This window comes from Mycetocola saprophilus (assembly GCF_000718085.1).
In the GTDB taxonomy this organism is placed as follows: Bacteria; Actinomycetota; Actinomycetes; order Actinomycetales; family Microbacteriaceae; genus Mycetocola; species Mycetocola saprophilus.
This window is the reverse complement of record NZ_JOEC01000001.1, coordinates 1162484-1176774: the sequence shown is the minus strand read 5'-3', so window position 1 is coordinate 1176774 and position 14291 is coordinate 1162484. Positions and strand designations below refer to the sequence as shown.

Here is a 14291-nt window from a genome sequence, read left to right as displayed (position 1 = left end):
CGGCCCGGTGGCTACACCGAGTGATTCGACTAGTCCTCGGGATCCGAGGGTGACTCCCGGATCTGAGGCAGAACCGGGGTCCTAGCTGCCGCGATCCACAACGGGATCAGCGCCCAGGGGAGAGCCCAGAGTACATTCAAGAAGGGCGTTCCTAGCCGGTCGCCGAGTTCCGGTTGGCTCGCGGTAGTCAGAGCCGCATCCCAGAGAAGCGCCGCCCCGGCGCTCACCAGCGCCAGGGTTGCAAACCCGCTGGCGGCCGCCCAGCGGCCCACGCTCTGATCCAGCGCAATCACAAGAGAACCGGCGATCAGCGCGCAGGCGATCAGGGGAATCAGGGCCGCCCAGAGCAGCCCATTTTGGTTGTCGTAGCCGTCGGCAACCCCGGCCAGGGTCCAGTGGGTAGCGATTGCTCGCTCGATGACGGGCTGATCCTGCGCGGCCACCAGCAGCCAAACCAGCGGCAGCAGGGTAAAGAGGGCGGCCCAGGCGAATCGAATCTTGACTCTCATTTCCTGCCTTCGGTGTGGGGGTGAGTGGGATCGGCGAGTGAGTAGGTCGCGATGAGTGCCGTGCCGATCATCGTCGCGGCAAACGACCACAGTCCCATGGCCACTCCGATGCCCAGGTGCAACGGAACGACCCCGAGCAGCGCATAACGTTTATAGCGGGACGGTAGGAGGAGGAGTACGGCAATCGTGCACTCCACCGCGATCGTGCCCCAGGTGAGCAGGGCCGCCCCGGCGGGCAGCATGGTGAGCGCCTGGAGAATGTCACCAACCCAGCCGACGGTTCCAAACATCGGGTCGCGGGTGACGTAGAACATCGCGCTGCCGTCCACCCACTCGGACACGGCGAGCTTGGCCAGTCCGCTCTCGAAATAGATGCCGGCCAGTTGGATGCATAGTGCGAGGGATCCCGCGTAGCTGATCGCCCGCGGCCCACTCCGGGGAAGGTCGGCGGATTCCGCCGGCGCGCGGCACCATCCCAACCGGCGGCGATCGGCGAGCTCAATCAGCACCAGAAAGGCGGTGGCGAAGACGGCCACGCTTTCGCCGCCGTCGGGCAGAGAGAGCGAGATATTCATCGAGAGGGCGAGCCAGAGGTGCGCGACCGCCAGGATGCGGGGGAACGCCCCGGCGATGACCAGCGCCGCGATGACGATTCCGATCCACCGGCCGAACTCCTGCGGCGTTTCCGAACCCAGGCAGAACAGCGAGGCTCGCCTCACCCCCGCGCAGTACGTGGCCGGTTCGACGCTCAGGACCTCGGTTGACAGGTTCAGCCACGAGGTGAGGGCAAGCGTGACGAGCTGGCCGAGGGCGATGATGCTGCGCCCGAGCTGCACGCGGATCCCCGGCGGAGGGTATCGGGAGAGGTTTGCCGCCAGCCCGCGAAGCGCACTACTAAAGTCTCGTGCCGGGGACAGCGCCCTCGACGAAAGAGCGCTCAGCACGTGATCGCCACCCGGGCAAGGGAGACCGCGCGGGTTTGGGAGGGCACGCGATCCCGGTAGCCGAACTTCACGGGCTCCTGCATGACGATCGTCAGATCTCCGCAGAACTGCCGTGCTCGCGTGGGGCTGGGAAGGACCGTGCGTGGGGGTGCGGCGGATTCCAGGCAGCTGGACACATAGTCGGCGCACTCCTGGAAGCCGGGGAGTAACTGCGCGATGATCGCCAACTCGGTGCCCTGTGCTCGCTGGTTGCGGCTGAGCCCGAAGAGGTTACCGGCGCTGGACTGGGGTAGAGAATCGGCCCGAACCCAGTCGCCCGCCGCGGTCCGCAGGTAGGGAACCGCGGCGGGCTCTCGCGGACTCTTGGTAAAAAATGCCCACCCCTGTGGGAACAGAGCCTGAATATCCGTGGACACCGAGGTTTTAGGTGACCGGGTGAGGACGTTGTTTGTCCACGAAGCGCCCACGGTGAGCACGAAGAACATGGTGATCAGTCCCAGTGTGAGGAAAAATACCCGTGTGGATCGTGTTCGGGGCGTGGGCAGCGTGCGAGGATGCGAGCTCATCGCGGACTAGAGCTCGGAGAGCGAGGCCGCCAACCCCTCCCGGATCAGGTCGGTGTCGCCGCTGGGGCTCTGGTAGACGATCACTGCCAGTGCCCCCACCACGGCGGCGACGCTCGCGGCGACCGCGGCCGCAATCACCACCTGGGTGCTCACAAACACATTGGTGAAGCCCACCACCTTGCCGTTATAGGGGGAGACCGTGAGCGGGGAGGAGGCGGTTGCGTCCGAGCGAGTGCCCGGCGTTGCACTGCCGGTGGAGTACTTCGCCGCTACCAGCGCAACATCGTCGCTGAATGCCTGGAGCGCCGTCTCCGCGCGGTACGGATCCTTCGCCTGTGCACCGGTCGTGACCCGGGCGGTGAAGTCCGGATCAACCTCTCGCAGGTCGGCGAGCAAGGTGTCGGTGAGGTCGGCCGGTGCCGAGGAAGCGCCCGCATGGCCCAGCTGGCGAACGAGTTCGGGACGCTGCTCGGCGATCGGACCGCGGCCGAAGGCGAGCAGGTCGACCACGGCGCGATCATCGAAGGCGGCGGCACGCGTGGTGGTCTGGTTGGCGGACTGTGTGGTTGCGGTGGCTGCCTGAGCCGGCAGTGCCGCGGGCACAATCGCCAGCGTGGCGGTGAGGGCCAGCGCGGCCAGGGTCTTCTTGGTGCTGAAAGCCGTGGAAATGGCGGTGGAGATGGACATGTGTTCCCTTTCATCAAAGACGAGTGACTCGTCAGTTGCGTTAAAGGGGGAGATGCACGGGTCGAAATTCGTGGGCAGCATATCGTGCCATGGACGGGGGATCCGGAACGTCGATTGTGACGTTTAGATCCTCCCACTTGCCATACCCGAATGGCTGTGAATGGGCAGTGAGCCCGGAAGTAAAGCGGACCATTCGACGTGATTATCCGCGACGCGAGGGGATTTCATCACACCGTTAATGAGAATCGCTCTCATTAAGCTACGCTGTGATGTGTGACCGACAACAGCCGTGCAGCCACCCTTCCATCCGCCCCCTCGCCGCGTCGCCCCGCGCGCTCTCGGACCGGGGTTTGGGTACTCCTGCTGAGCGTCGCGATTCTTGTGGTGCTCCTCACCTCCGCCGCCACCGGTCCGCTGGGCACGACGCCGCTTGAGGCCGCGCGCGTTATCCTGGGGCACCTGCTGCCCGGGATGCCCTGGATGAGTGACGGCAGTCTGACCGGCGCCCAGGACCAGGCCGTGTGGATGTTCCGACTCCCGCGCACCCTGCTAGCGGGCGTTGCCGGGGCGAGCCTGGCGCTGGCCGGAGCCCTGCTTCAAACAAACGTTCGCAACCCACTGGCCGAGCCCTACATCCTCGGGGTGTCGGCCGGTGCCGGGGTGGGTGCCGTCCTGGCGATCGTGGCCGGATCCACCGCGGTTGCCGGGCTGAGTCTCAACGCCGCCGCCTTTGTCGGGGCGATCGGGGCCACCTTCCTGGTGTACGTGTTGGCACGTCAGGGCGGGATCATCGCCCCCTCACGCCTGATTCTCGCCGGGGTTGCCCTGGGGTCCCTGCTCGCCGCGATCACCAATTTTCTGACCCTGACCACCTCGGCCCAAAACGTCTACAGCGTGCTGTTTTTCCTCCTGGGCAGCGTCTCGGCGGCCACATACGCCCAGCTCCTGCTGCCGGCCGGTGCCCTGGTGCTGGTGGGAACCTATGCACTGCTGCGCTCGCGGGCGCTCAACGCAATGCTCGCCGGGGATGAGACCGCCACCGCCCTCGGGGTCAACGTGCCCGCGCTGCGTCGCACCCTCCTCCTCGCCACCGCCCTGCTCACCGCGACCACGGTTGCCGTCTGCGGGGGAATCGGATTTGTGGGGCTCGTGGTTCCGCACGTGATCAGGATGATCGTGGGGGCGGATCATCGCCGGCTGATCCCGCTGGTCATGCTGGGCGGGGCCTTCTTTCTGATGCTCACCGACCTGCTTGCCCGCAGCGTCGCCCAGCCCGCCGAGATCCCGTTGGGGATCCTGACCTCGGTGGTGGGCGCTCCCTTCTTCCTCTGGATCATGCGCACCTCGGGCGCTCGGATGGGTGGCACCCGATGACGGGCGTGGAGTTTCAGTCGGTCAGCGTGGAGCTGGGCGGTCGACGCCTGGTCACCGAGGTTAGCCTGAGTGTGCCCGCCGGGAGTGTGCTGGGCATTCTGGGGCCCAATGGTTGTGGAAAATCCACGCTGCTACGCACCGCCTATCGCGCGCAGCGTCCCGCATCCGGGCGGGTGCTGGTGGATGGATCGGATGTGCAGGCCATGTCCGCGCGGGATGTCGCCCGGCGCGTGGCCGTCATGGCGCAGGAGTCCATCCAGGAGTTCCCCATCTCGGTACGTGACATGGCGATGCTGGGACGGGTCCCGCATCAGCGCGGCTTCGGCGGGGACTCCGACCGCGACCGCGACCTGGTTGATCAGGCGCTGAGGGACGTGGGCGCCACCCACCTGGCCGAGCGTCCCTTCACCGTGCTCTCGGGCGGGGAAAAACAGCGGGTCCTGCTCGCGCGGGCCCTCGTTCAGGACGCCCCGATTCTGATCCTCGACGAGCCCACCAACCACCTCGACATCTCGTTTCAATTTGAGCTGATGTCCCTGGCCACGAGCCGCGGACTCACGGTGATCACGGCCCTGCACGATATGAACCTGGCCAGCGAGTTCTGCACCCACGTGGCGCTCATGCGCGCGGGGGAGCTGCTGGGCATCGGCGACCCCCACGACATTCTCACCCCGCGGAGCATCCGCGCAGTCTTTGGGGTGGACTCGAGGCGCATCACCCATCCGATCACCGGTCGGACCCTGATCGCGCTTGCTCCCACCCCTCCCATCCCACCCAAGTGAAAGTGATACCCGTATGACAACAAAAACCCTCCTTCCGCTGACCGGACTACTCCTGGGCGGATTCCTCCTCAGCGGCTGTGGCCAGGCCGTGTCGACCCCCGATACCGGCGCGAGTGGGTCGGCCTCCGCGGTCACCCTCACCAACTGCGGCCGCACCCTCAGCGTGGATCGTGCCCCCGAGCGTGCGGTGGCCATGAGCCCGGCCCAGTCGGAGATGCTGATCAAGCTGGGCCTGGCGGACCGCGTGGTCGCCGAGGCTCAAACCCACGGCCAGCCGCTCGCCCCCGAACTCGCCAAGGACGGCACGGTGAGCCAGCTGAGCGACCAGATGCCGCCCTCCCGCGAGGTTCTGCTGGGGGTATCGCCGGACTTTGTCTACGCGCCGACCACCTATGAATTCACCGCCGAGCAGGGCTTTGCGGACATTGCGCAGCTAAAGGCCGCGGGCGCGAATGCGTACGTGGCCACGGCCGGATGTTCGGATCGCCGCAGCGTGGCCGAGGTGAGTGACCTCCTGGAGGACATCACCAACCTGGGCCAGATCTTCGGGGTGCCGGAGCGAGCCGCGACGGTGGCGAACGAGGCACAGGCAGCGCTGGATGAGGTAGCCACCCGCACCGCCCAGCAGCCCAAGCCGAGCGTGGCCGAACTCTTTGTGGAGGGCACCAGCATCTCGGCGATCGGTGCGGGGATCGAGTACAACATGATCCAGCTCGCCGGCGGTGACAACGTGTTTAGCCCCGAGGATCCGGCGTTTGCCAGCTTCTTCTCTGCGGTCATCTCGCCCGAAACGCTGATCGCCAAGAACCCCGAGGCCATCGTGTTCACCACCCTGGATGCCGCCCACGAGCAGGCCACCCGGGACTACCTGCGGGCCACGTTCCCCCAGGTGGCGGCGGTTGCCAATGACCGCCTGATCGCGATCGCCTCCGACGATGTGATGCCTGGAACCTGGGGCAACATTCGTGCGGTGCAGCAGATCGCGCAGGGGCTGCACGCGTCCTAGCCGCACGGTAACGGGGCCCTGGCCGATCGAATCCGATCGGCCAGGGCCCCGTTGTTGTGGTTAGCCCCTCGGCTCGGGTTCGCGGTGCAGCGCGGGGAGCTGCACCACGCGGTCGCAGCGGGCGAGGGTCGAGGGACGGTGCGAGATGGTGATCACGGTGGTCTCCCCGCGCAGCGCCGCCAACGCATCGAGCAGACTCGATTCGGAGCGCGCGTCCAGGGCCGCGGTGGTCTCGTCCAGGATCAAGATGCGTGGCCGCCGGACCAGGGCGCGCGCGAGTGCGATGCGGGCGCGCTCGCCGCCGGAGATGCCCGATCCCGCTTCACCCAGCTCGGTGTGGACCCCTGCGGGCCAGCGGCCGGGATCCAGGGTGAGCCCGGCGCGGGTCAGAGTGTGGAGTGCGGTGTCCTCGGTCAGGGTTGGATCGGCCAGGCGAAGGTTGTCCCACAGGGAGCCGTGGAAGATCGTGGCGTCCTGCTCCACCAGGCCGACGTGGCTCCGGTAGCCGGACAGATCCAGGTCGCGCAGATCGTAGTGTGCTCCGGTTTCGGCGGTCAGATGAATGCTGCCCCGATCCGGCTCCCAGAGCCGAGCGAGTAGACGAGCCAGCGTGGTTTTGCCCGACCCGGATCGCCCGGCGATGCCGATGTGCTCACCGGCGGCGATGGTGAGCCAGGTGGGAGCAAGGGCGGGGGCGTCCGGTGCGTAGGAAAACTGCACCGCGTTGAGTTCGAGCCCGAGCGGGCCCGCGGGCATCCGCATCGAGGGTCCTCGGGGCGCGGTCCGAGTGCCGGGATCCTCGGCGGGTTGCTCGAGGGACTCCACGGTGGGTCCTTCTGTGGGCCCCTCGGGGGGCAGGGAGATTCCCGCAACCACCGTGGCCGCGCTGGCCCGGTGGGGTTGCAGCTGGGTGAGGACCGCGACCGCCTCGGTGAGCGGCGCGAGCACGGTGAGGGTGCCGGCGATGACCGCGGGAATCCACACCCGTTCCAGCCCCGGCTGATTCCAGGCCAGCACAAACACCACAATCAAAATTGCCAGTGTGCAGAGCTCTCGAATACTCGCCGCGGCGCTCTCGCGCACCCGCAGACGCCGCTCCAACTCGACGATTCGCCGCGTGGAGACGGAGAGCTGCTCACCCACACGGTCCCGCAGATCGAAGCTCAGGATTTCGCGGGTGCCCGAGAGGACATCCACAACGAGGGCCGACTGATCCGACTTCGCCCGCTGGATGCGCTCGCCGAGTCGCGCGTTCTTGCGCAGCAGCGGAACGCTGAAGGCCACAAGCGCCGCGCATCCCAGCGCGAATCCCGCCGCCAGCGTCGGGCCCAGGCCACCCAGCGCGAGCAGCGCCCCGATGAGGAGGACCGCGGCTCCGGCCAGCTGGGTGAGCGTGTGCGCGTAAAAGAACTCAAGTTTTTCGGTTTCGCCCATCGCGGTCGCGGCCAGGCGTCCCGTGTGCTGATCGGGTGAGCGGGAGGGGACTCCGCGGGCGAAACCGTCAAACAGTGCCATCCGAAGCGCCGCCAGCACCCGATAGGCGATCGAGTGGGAGATATCCATCTCGTGCCAGGTGAGGACCGCGCGCAGCAGGACCGCACTCGCCGCGGCGATCCACCAGCCGGGTTCGGCCGGGCGATGCTCCACCAGGGCGAGCGTGACGGTGTATGAGCCGGCCACCGCGAGGAACACCAGGGCGAGGTTATTGGCCAGGCCCACCAGGCCGGTCCAGATGAGGGCGCCGCGGTGGGCGGAGAGGGCGGGGATGAGTGCCCAGAGCGGATCGGTGCGGGGCGGCGTGGTACTCATCGAGTCTCCATGACGGTGGTGGATGTGGATGTGGATGTGGGCGCTGCGGTTGAGGTTGAGGCCCGGTGCAGGGTCCCCGCTCGCAGCGTGAGGACGGTATCGGCGGCTTCGAGCGCCTCGGCTCGGTGCGCGATCATGATCACGATTCTGCTGCGGGCCTCCTCGCGCAGGGTTGCCAGCAGCCGTGCGGCCAGCTCGGGGTTCAGTGCCGAGGTGGGCTCATCAAGCAGCAGGATCGCGCGGTTGGCGAGGAGCCCGCGGGCCGCACTCAGGCGCTGGATCTGCCCGCCCGACAGGGAGCGCCCGGACTCGGACACCCGGGTGTCAAGCCCCAGCGGCCAGGAGGCGAGTTCGCGGCCGAGTCCGGCTCGGTGCATCACCGCGAGCATGTCGGCATCCGAGGCGTCCGGGGCCACCGCGCTCAGGTTGGCGCGGATGGTGCCGGGGAAGAGGTAGCCGTGCTGGGAGACCACGCTGATATCCTCGGGTCGCAGGGGCCGACCATCGAGGCGGCACTCGCCCGATGCCGGCAGAAATCCCAGCAGCACATCAAAGAGCGTGCTCTTGCCCGTGCCGGAGGGGCCGGCCAGCGCGGTGATGCCGCCGCGAGTAATCGTGGTGGTGACCTCGTTGAGCACCGGGGGCGAATCCGGAGTGTAGGCAAAACCGACCCGGTCGAGTCGGAGCACGCTGCCGCGGGGCTGGTGCGGTTTGTGATCCCGAGACTGCTCGTCTGGTTGGTGCTGGTTGTCCACACGGTGCTCATCGTCTGTTCGGTGTGGTTCGCCCATACGGTGCTGCTCGTTTGCGTGGTGCCGTTCGATCGCTCGGTGCTCCGTGTTCGCTCGGTGCTCCTCCCGGTCCCGGTGCGTCCCCCCGTCCGCGGCACCGGGCCGTGTATCGGATGCCGCGGATTCGGCCGACGGGTCGGTGTCTCCGATGGCGGCATCGATGCTGCCCAGCGCCGACATTCCCAGGTACCCGGCGTGCCAGTGCCGAGCCAGGTCTCGCACGGGTCGGAACAGTTCCGAGGCGAGCATCAGCGTGAACAGGCTGAGGGCCGGAGTCCCGCCCAGTAGCCCCGAGGGCAGGACACCCAGCGCGCTCAGGGTGGTCAACGCGGCCGCGGCGAGCAGGCCCGCCTGGATGCCGAGGTCGGCGAGGGCCGTATCCGCTAGGGAGACCCGCATCGTGCGAACCGTTGCCCGATGGAGGGCATCGGATCGGTCGTTCAGGCGTGTGCGAAACCGCGGCACGGCATCCAGGATCTTCAGGGTGCGCATGCCCTGGAGCCCCTCGGCGAAGTCGGCACTAAGCGCCTCGTAGGTGTCCCAGTGCGCGGCGCCGCGTCGGGTGAGTAGGCGGCTCCACAGCCGGGGTGCACCCACGGCGATGAGGAGCGCCGCGGCCAGGGCGGCGGCGAGAAGCGGATTGATGATCGCGATCACGATCAGCAGGATCGGGCACAGGATCTGAAGCTGCAGGGCGGCGGGAATATACGAGACCACGTAGGGCTCGACCCCGTCGGTGCCCTCGCCGAGGGCGAGCCTGCGGGCACCCGCACGCTCGGACGCGTCCCGCAGCCGTCGGGGATGCAGCAGCGCCCGGGTGAGTGATCGTCGAACGTCCTCCCGCACCCGGCCACCCAGCGTGCTGGCCACCCGGACCTGAACCTGGGTGAGCAGCGTCCGGGTGAGTCCGCAGGCCAGCACGGCGGCCAGGCTGAGCATCACCCGACCGACATCGTGGGGCTGGCCGGGCAGGAGGCCCGAGAGCGCGGCGGCGAGAAACCAGGCCTGCGCCCAGTAGGTCGCGGTCCCCGCGCACACCACCAGGGTGAGTGTGTTTCGCAGGGCGTTGTGCGGGCGGGTGAGCGCCCAGAGACGCCGATTAGTGAGCACCGTGTGCTCCCTTCGTTGGGTCGGAGCGGAATCCCAGGCCGTGGAGGGTCAGCGGGGCGCCGGGATGAGCGTGCCAGCCCCCGATGGGACGAAACCCCAGGGGGAGACCCGCGCCCAGGCAGGAGTAGAGGATGGTGGCCGCAGTGGTGGATGCCCACCACACGGTGGCCGGGGTGGGTGACCGGTCGGTGTGAAAGCGCACCAGGCCGTGGAGTGAGCGGATCCAGTGCTGCCCGGCGCACGAAGCCGCGAGTGAGGGATCGGCGAGCCCGTCGGCGCCGATCACCTCGATCCGGCAGGCGGGCGGCACCTGGATACTCGCGAGGGCGGTGAGGACGCGTTCGGGCGCGGCCTCCGCGGCATCACGTGCCCCGGGGGCGTGCAGCGGGAGACTGCGTCGCCGCGCGAGTACGTCCGAATGCAGGGGTCGGGCGCGGGAAGGTGCGGAAACCGATCCTAGGAAATCCCGGTCAAGGGTATCCGCCCAGGCCGCGGTCTCCGGGTCGGTGCGCGGTTCGCGTTCGGGGAGTGGACGGGGACCGGTTTCGACCCGGGGGCGACCGGTTTCGGCCCATATCTCCTCAAGGATCGCCGAGACATCGGCCCGCCCGGGACGCTTCGAAGCTACGTTCGCCCGCCATCTCGGGCGGCGTATCCACAGCGCGGTCAGCAGGAGCTCGGGTCCGGTGCCCGGCCAGACCTCATGCCAGCGCGCGTAGGTCGGTAGCCCCAGCACCTGTGCCAGTTCGTCGGGGGCCGCGGGCATCCGCTCGCACTCCAGGCCGTATGCCGCCGCCCGGTGGATGATGCCGGACAGGGCATAGGCGGTATCGGCGATGAGCAGCGGCGGGGTGCGGTGATGGTACTTCCCGCGGGTGCGCTGGGGGAGGACCCCGAGCACCACCAGGGCACCCCGGGGTGTGCGGCCGGGCTGAACCGTCCCCGTCCGGCGCACGAGACTCGCATCCCGCGGATCGAGCGCAAACCTCCCGGGGGAAAGGTCGCATCCGTCGCCGGCCACCAGGTGCACCTGGACCGGGTAGCATCCGCCGGCGGACGGAATCGCGCGCCGGGCGGTGCCCGTGGGCTCGCGGGTGAGCGGGTCCGGATGGAAACCGCGCGGACGCCACAGCTCGTGCAGAATCGCCGCGATCGGGACCTCCGCCATGGGCAGGGGTGCGACCCGCTCGCCGCGGTCCCAGTGGTTCTGACGCGGGCCCGGATGGATCGTGTCCGCGGGCACGCGCGAGGACCAGGCCTCGGCGAAGAGCTGCCGGGCATGGTCGGCGGGTTGGGGGAGCTGGAAGGGGGTCATGGTCCTACATGTGGGGTGGCGGAACGAGGGTGAAGTCCTCGGGCTCGGTGGGGATGCGGGGGCGCCAGCCGCGAGCAAGGGCGGCCTCGGCGAACCGCGGGCAGCCCAGATACGCAAAGGCCGCCGGAGCGTTGGGCACCAGACCCTCAACCACCACCCGAACCACGCTGAGCCCGGTTGTCGCGACGTCCGAGGTGGTCAGATCGCGCGCAAAGATCTGGTGGCCGGCATCGATGAGTCGGCGATACACGTCGGCTGGGGCGGTCGCCGGAATATCCGCGATATCAACCAGTCCGAGGGCGGGTTCCCGGAAGCGTCGTGCGAGCGGGTGGACCTCGGGATCCAGCCACACCTGGACGTGGGCACCGAGGTCACGCACCCGGGAGAAGTGGGTCCCGGTATCGCGCAGGTAGCGCCGATCCTCCCGATGGTCGAGGTAGAGTCCGCGCGCCATGAGCCCGGCCTCGACGGCCTGGAAGACCCAGCCGTCCGCCTCGGTGATGCCCTGCGTATAGACCCACGTGTGCACGGCTTCCAGGACCGCCTTTCGGGCGGCCTCGGCCGGATCGGTCTTGCAGGAGAACCCGGCGGCATACAGCCCGGTCTCGGGATCGAAGACCAGGGCGGCCATGACCGGAGCGAACTCGCTGGGCAGCTCGACGATCCAGTACGCCAGGTGGCTGCCGGCCATCGCCTCGGTGAGTCCGGGAACCGACTCGGGACGGATGCCCCGGGCCTGACCATCCAGGTGCCACCACACCTCCAGCGCATCGCGTTCGATGGTTTCCAGCAGTGCACGATCGCGGGCGTCGGCATATCCCTGCCCGGTGGCGATGCCCGCATAGTTGAGGTGATGGATGCGCGGCAGGTGGGCAAAGCGTCGCTGCCGCCAATTGAGCGAGACCAGGCTGGCCGGAAGCCACACGTCCTCCCCGTCGGAGTAACGGGTGCAGCGCATCCAGAGGGTTTCGGTGTGCTCATCGAGGTTGCGATACGGAAAATCGGGGGATTCCAGCTGCCAGGAGGCAAACCGGGGCAGCGCACCGAGCTCCACGATCCGGTGGCCCGCGGCTCGCAGCTCGCTCGCGGTGCCGATCAGGTGCTCTGCGTCGGGGACCTCCCGCGGGATGAAGTTGCCGCAGTATCGCTCCATTCCCTCGGCGACCGCGGCAATCCAGGCCTGTCGGGGATCACCAAACGTGGTGCCCAGCGAGACGCGGTCGGCCGGCCAATCGCCGAGCCAGCGGGCATCGGACACCTCGGCGGTCATCGAGGTGTAGGCGGGCGGCGCGTTTTCCGGGGTGAGCACCGAGCGGACCCGGCGAATGATGCCCGTGTGCTCGTCCACCAGGGTGTGTAGGGGGAGCAGGTTGAGGGCGTCGGCGGTGGTCATCGGGAGTCCTTCCAAGGGGTGGGCAACGTCGGATGGGTGGAGGGGGTGCGCTTCTCGGTGACCCACGGAGCGTTGGAGTCCCCGGTGAAGCGGTGGGCGGACGGGAGCGTCGCGGCGTCGCCGAGGACGTGTTCGATGCGTGCCATCAGGCCCCCGTGAGCGCGCAGCACGCGGGCGGTCTCGGGGTCGAGGTCCGCGGTGAGGCCGTGACCCCAGGGCCCGGTGAGATAACCGGTGCGCCCTCCCGCCCAGGCGCAGGCAAGGAGGCGTGCCTCCCGGGTGAAAAAGTCGGTGTCCCCGCCGATGACCAGCAGTGTGGTGGTACAGGAGCCATAGCGCGCCGCGAGATCGAGGGGCCGGGCCTCCCAGAGTCGCTGCCAGAGGGCAGGCGCCTCCGCGCCGTATTCGGCGGGGGAGACCACGCCGGCAACCCCGTGGTGCCGAGCCTGTTTGACCCGTCGATCCAGCTCGGTGGGGCTCAGCGAGGCCCGGGAGGTGCGGGCGAACCCGTGTTGGTGCCACCATCCGATGCGGTCACGCAGGCGCGGGGTGCCGTCTGGATCATGCGCGGTTTCCCAGAGACCCAGCGCGGGCACCATCGCGATCACCGCGCGGATCGTGGGAACCCGCCCGGGGTGGGTGTCGAGCCAGCGGGCGGCTTCCAGGGCGCAGTGGGCATCATAGGAGGCACCGACCAGGAGGACCTCGCCCGCGATGAGTCCGAGTCGATCCATTTCGACCACCGTGCGCCCGCCGTCCGTACCCTCATGGTGATAGGGGTGCCAGCTGCCCGGGGACCCGTATCGTCCACGCACGTCCTGAACCGCGACCCGAAAACCGCGGCGTACCCAGGAGAGTGCGTGCTCTCGCTGGGCGGAACGAGCGTAGGGCGTGCGGATCAGGACGGTACCGCGGGGGCGGCCCGGCTCGGGTTCATACAGGTCGGTGGCGAGGTGGATGAGGGGATCGACGGCGATCCCGAGTGTGCGCGGCTCGGTCATCACGGCCGGGACAGGGAACGGGGTTGCGGCCTCGCGGCGGGCTCGGGAAACGCCAGGACCGGGTGTTCGGAGGCGGCGAGGGTCGCGCAGTCCAGCATCCAGAGTGTGCGGCGCAGCCGGGGCAGCTCGGCCGTGTTGTGCTGCCAGGCGGCGATGATCTGGCGCAGCCGGGCCCCGGCCATGTCGAGCGCGACCGGATCGAGGTCGTCCAGACCCGGCGTATGCTCTCCGGCCGCGTCGAGCCAGGCGTTGAGGTCCGCGGCGGCCGGGGAGGCGGCGATGCGGCGACGCAGAACCTGAGAGCCGGTGGGATCTTCGGGCCCAAGCATCAGGGGGTCGATCAGGAGCAGATCACCCTCGCGGTAGCAGCGTAAAACCCCGGTACCCGAGGCTGCCAGATGGTCCAGCCCGCGGTGCTGGGTGCGGTCGGCGACAACCTGCACAATGAGGGCGCGATCGGGTGAGGTGGGGGAGCGTGGAGTCGCGTCGAGGCCGAGAAGGGCCGGCGCGAGGGCGGCCAGATCGGCGGGATTGCCGGCGAGGGAGATGCCCTCGCGTCCGGGAATCGGGGCCGCGTGCTGTGCGGCGCGCTCCGCCAGGCGTTCCCCAACCTGTCGGTACAGGTCCGCCGCGGAGGCGGTGGTAGTGCTCGCGGTGACCCGGAGGAAGCTGCCGTCGGATGCCCGGACAACCGTGTGTCCATCGCGGGTGAAGAGCTCGGGTGTGGTGTTCACGGGTGTCCTTGCCTGATGGTGGGCGGGCACCCCGCGGGGCGAATCCGAGGATCCGCCCCGCGGGGACTGTGACCGACTAGTCGAACGGGTTCTCGACGAGTGCGTTCGAATGGCTGGCAGACAGGTGGGCCAGCTGCTCGGTCTCTTCAACTTCGGTCAGTACCACGGTGTTTTCCATGGGGTTCCTTTCGTCGGTGTTTCTTCGTGCTGCCGGTCGGCAACGCCTTCACCCTATAATTAAATGATAATCATTATCAATAACAGTTTCGA

The 14291-nt window shown here is 68.5% G+C and carries 14 protein-coding genes; 3 read left to right on the top strand and 11 right to left on the bottom strand.

The features are described from left to right. Positions 1-29: 29 nt before the first annotated feature. The 4 genes from IE92_RS0105290 to IE92_RS0105275 all read right to left on the bottom strand — a co-directional run bounded on the left by IE92_RS0105290 (position 30) and on the right by IE92_RS0105275 (position 2706). Positions 30-509 (bottom strand): SdpI family protein, encoded by a 480-nt coding sequence (locus IE92_RS0105290; RefSeq protein WP_030143828.1) that lies wholly within the window; start codon positions 507-509, stop codon positions 30-32. After that, positions 506-1345: a hypothetical protein gene (locus IE92_RS0105285; protein WP_051701813.1), complete on the bottom strand. Its 840-nt coding sequence runs from the start codon at positions 1343-1345 to the stop codon at positions 506-508. Before IE92_RS0105285 ends, IE92_RS0105290 begins: the two co-directional genes overlap by 4 nt. A 101-nt stretch (positions 1346-1446) precedes the next feature. Then, the gene (locus tag IE92_RS0105280; RefSeq protein ID WP_081864040.1) at positions 1447-2019 is read right to left on the bottom strand and encodes an SdpA family antimicrobial peptide system protein; all 573 of its coding nucleotides are present in this window, start codon (positions 2017-2019) and stop codon (positions 1447-1449) included. A gap of 6 nt (positions 2020-2025) precedes the next feature. Continuing rightward, positions 2026-2706: a sporulation delaying protein family toxin gene (locus tag IE92_RS0105275; RefSeq protein ID WP_030143825.1), complete on the bottom strand. Its 681-nt coding sequence runs from the start codon at positions 2704-2706 to the stop codon at positions 2026-2028. Positions 2707-2979: 273 nt separating this feature from the next. On the opposite strand from IE92_RS0105275, the gene IE92_RS0105270 reads away from it, so the two are divergent. Genes IE92_RS0105270 through IE92_RS0105260 form a run of 3 tightly spaced genes read left to right on the top strand, consistent with a single transcriptional unit; the run spans position 2980 to position 5868 of the window. Further along, a complete protein-coding gene (locus tag IE92_RS0105270) occupies positions 2980-4080 on the top strand; it encodes a FecCD family ABC transporter permease (RefSeq protein ID WP_245601219.1) in 1101 nt (366 codons plus the stop codon). Further along, positions 4077-4862 carry an ABC transporter ATP-binding protein gene (locus tag IE92_RS0105265; RefSeq protein WP_030143823.1) on the top strand — a complete coding sequence of 262 codons (786 nt, stop codon included), beginning with the start codon at positions 4077-4079 and terminating at the stop codon, positions 4860-4862. Before IE92_RS0105270 ends, IE92_RS0105265 begins: the two co-directional genes overlap by 4 nt. 13 nt (positions 4863-4875) lie before the next feature. After that, positions 4876-5868: an ABC transporter substrate-binding protein gene (locus tag IE92_RS0105260; protein WP_051701815.1), complete on the top strand. Its 993-nt coding sequence runs from the start codon at positions 4876-4878 to the stop codon at positions 5866-5868. A gap of 60 nt (positions 5869-5928) precedes the next feature. Here the strand turns inward: IE92_RS0105260 and IE92_RS0105255 are convergent, their stop codons facing one another. The 7 genes from IE92_RS0105255 to amiA form a co-directional block, all read right to left on the bottom strand. Continuing rightward, on the bottom strand, positions 5929-7677 hold the full coding sequence (locus IE92_RS0105255; protein WP_043321963.1) for an ABC transporter ATP-binding protein: 1749 nt from the start codon (positions 7675-7677) through the stop codon (positions 5929-5931). Further along, positions 7674-9578, bottom strand: coding sequence for an ATP-binding cassette domain-containing protein (locus tag IE92_RS0105250; RefSeq protein ID WP_051701816.1), 1905 nt, complete (start codon positions 9576-9578; stop codon positions 7674-7676). The genes IE92_RS0105255 and IE92_RS0105250 overlap by 4 nt, the downstream gene beginning before the upstream one ends. Beyond that, complete coding sequence (locus IE92_RS0105245; protein ID WP_030143819.1) at positions 9568-10893, bottom strand: nitroreductase family protein; 1326 nt, start codon at positions 10891-10893, stop codon at positions 9568-9570. Before IE92_RS0105245 ends, IE92_RS0105250 begins: the two co-directional genes overlap by 11 nt. 4 nt (positions 10894-10897) lie before the next feature. Then, positions 10898-12286 (bottom strand): YcaO-like family protein, encoded by a 1389-nt coding sequence (locus IE92_RS0105240; RefSeq protein ID WP_030143818.1) that lies wholly within the window; start codon positions 12284-12286, stop codon positions 10898-10900. Then, entirely contained in the window at positions 12283-13287 is a 1005-nt protein-coding gene (locus IE92_RS0105235) for a CocE/NonD family hydrolase (protein WP_051701817.1), read from the bottom strand. Before IE92_RS0105235 ends, IE92_RS0105240 begins: the two co-directional genes overlap by 4 nt. Then, complete coding sequence (locus IE92_RS17165) at positions 13287-14021, bottom strand: hypothetical protein (protein WP_051701818.1); 735 nt, start codon at positions 14019-14021, stop codon at positions 13287-13289. The genes IE92_RS0105235 and IE92_RS17165 overlap by 1 nt, the downstream gene beginning before the upstream one ends. 76 nt (positions 14022-14097) lie before the next feature. Continuing rightward, positions 14098-14199 (bottom strand): streptamidine family RiPP, encoded by a 102-nt coding sequence (gene amiA / locus IE92_RS18870; protein WP_245601218.1) that lies wholly within the window; start codon positions 14197-14199, stop codon positions 14098-14100. Between the last annotated feature and the right edge of the window lie 92 nt (positions 14200-14291).

Coding starts and splice junctions, on each gene's coding strand:
- IE92_RS0105290 (WP_030143828.1), bottom strand. CDS start 509: ATGAGAGTCAAGATTCGATTCGCCTGGGCCGCCCTCTTTACCCTGCTG.
- IE92_RS0105280 (WP_081864040.1), bottom strand. CDS start 2,019: ATGAGCTCGCATCCTCGCACGCTGCCCACGCCCCGAACACGATCCACA.
- IE92_RS0105275 (WP_030143825.1), bottom strand. CDS start 2,706: ATGTCCATCTCCACCGCCATTTCCACGGCTTTCAGCACCAAGAAGACC.
- IE92_RS0105265 (WP_030143823.1), top strand. CDS start 4,077: ATGACGGGCGTGGAGTTTCAGTCGGTCAGCGTGGAGCTGGGCGGTCGA.
- IE92_RS0105260 (WP_051701815.1), top strand. CDS start 4,876: ATGACAACAAAAACCCTCCTTCCGCTGACCGGACTACTCCTGGGCGGA.
- IE92_RS0105255 (WP_043321963.1), bottom strand. CDS start 7,677: ATGAGTACCACGCCGCCCCGCACCGATCCGCTCTGGGCACTCATCCCC.
- IE92_RS0105245 (WP_030143819.1), bottom strand. CDS start 10,893: ATGACCCCCTTCCAGCTCCCCCAACCCGCCGACCATGCCCGGCAGCTC.
- IE92_RS0105240 (WP_030143818.1), bottom strand. CDS start 12,286: ATGACCACCGCCGACGCCCTCAACCTGCTCCCCCTACACACCCTGGTG.
- IE92_RS0105235 (WP_051701817.1), bottom strand. CDS start 13,287: ATGACCGAGCCGCGCACACTCGGGATCGCCGTCGATCCCCTCATCCAC.
- amiA (WP_245601218.1), bottom strand. CDS start 14,199: ATGGAAAACACCGTGGTACTGACCGAAGTTGAAGAGACCGAGCAGCTG.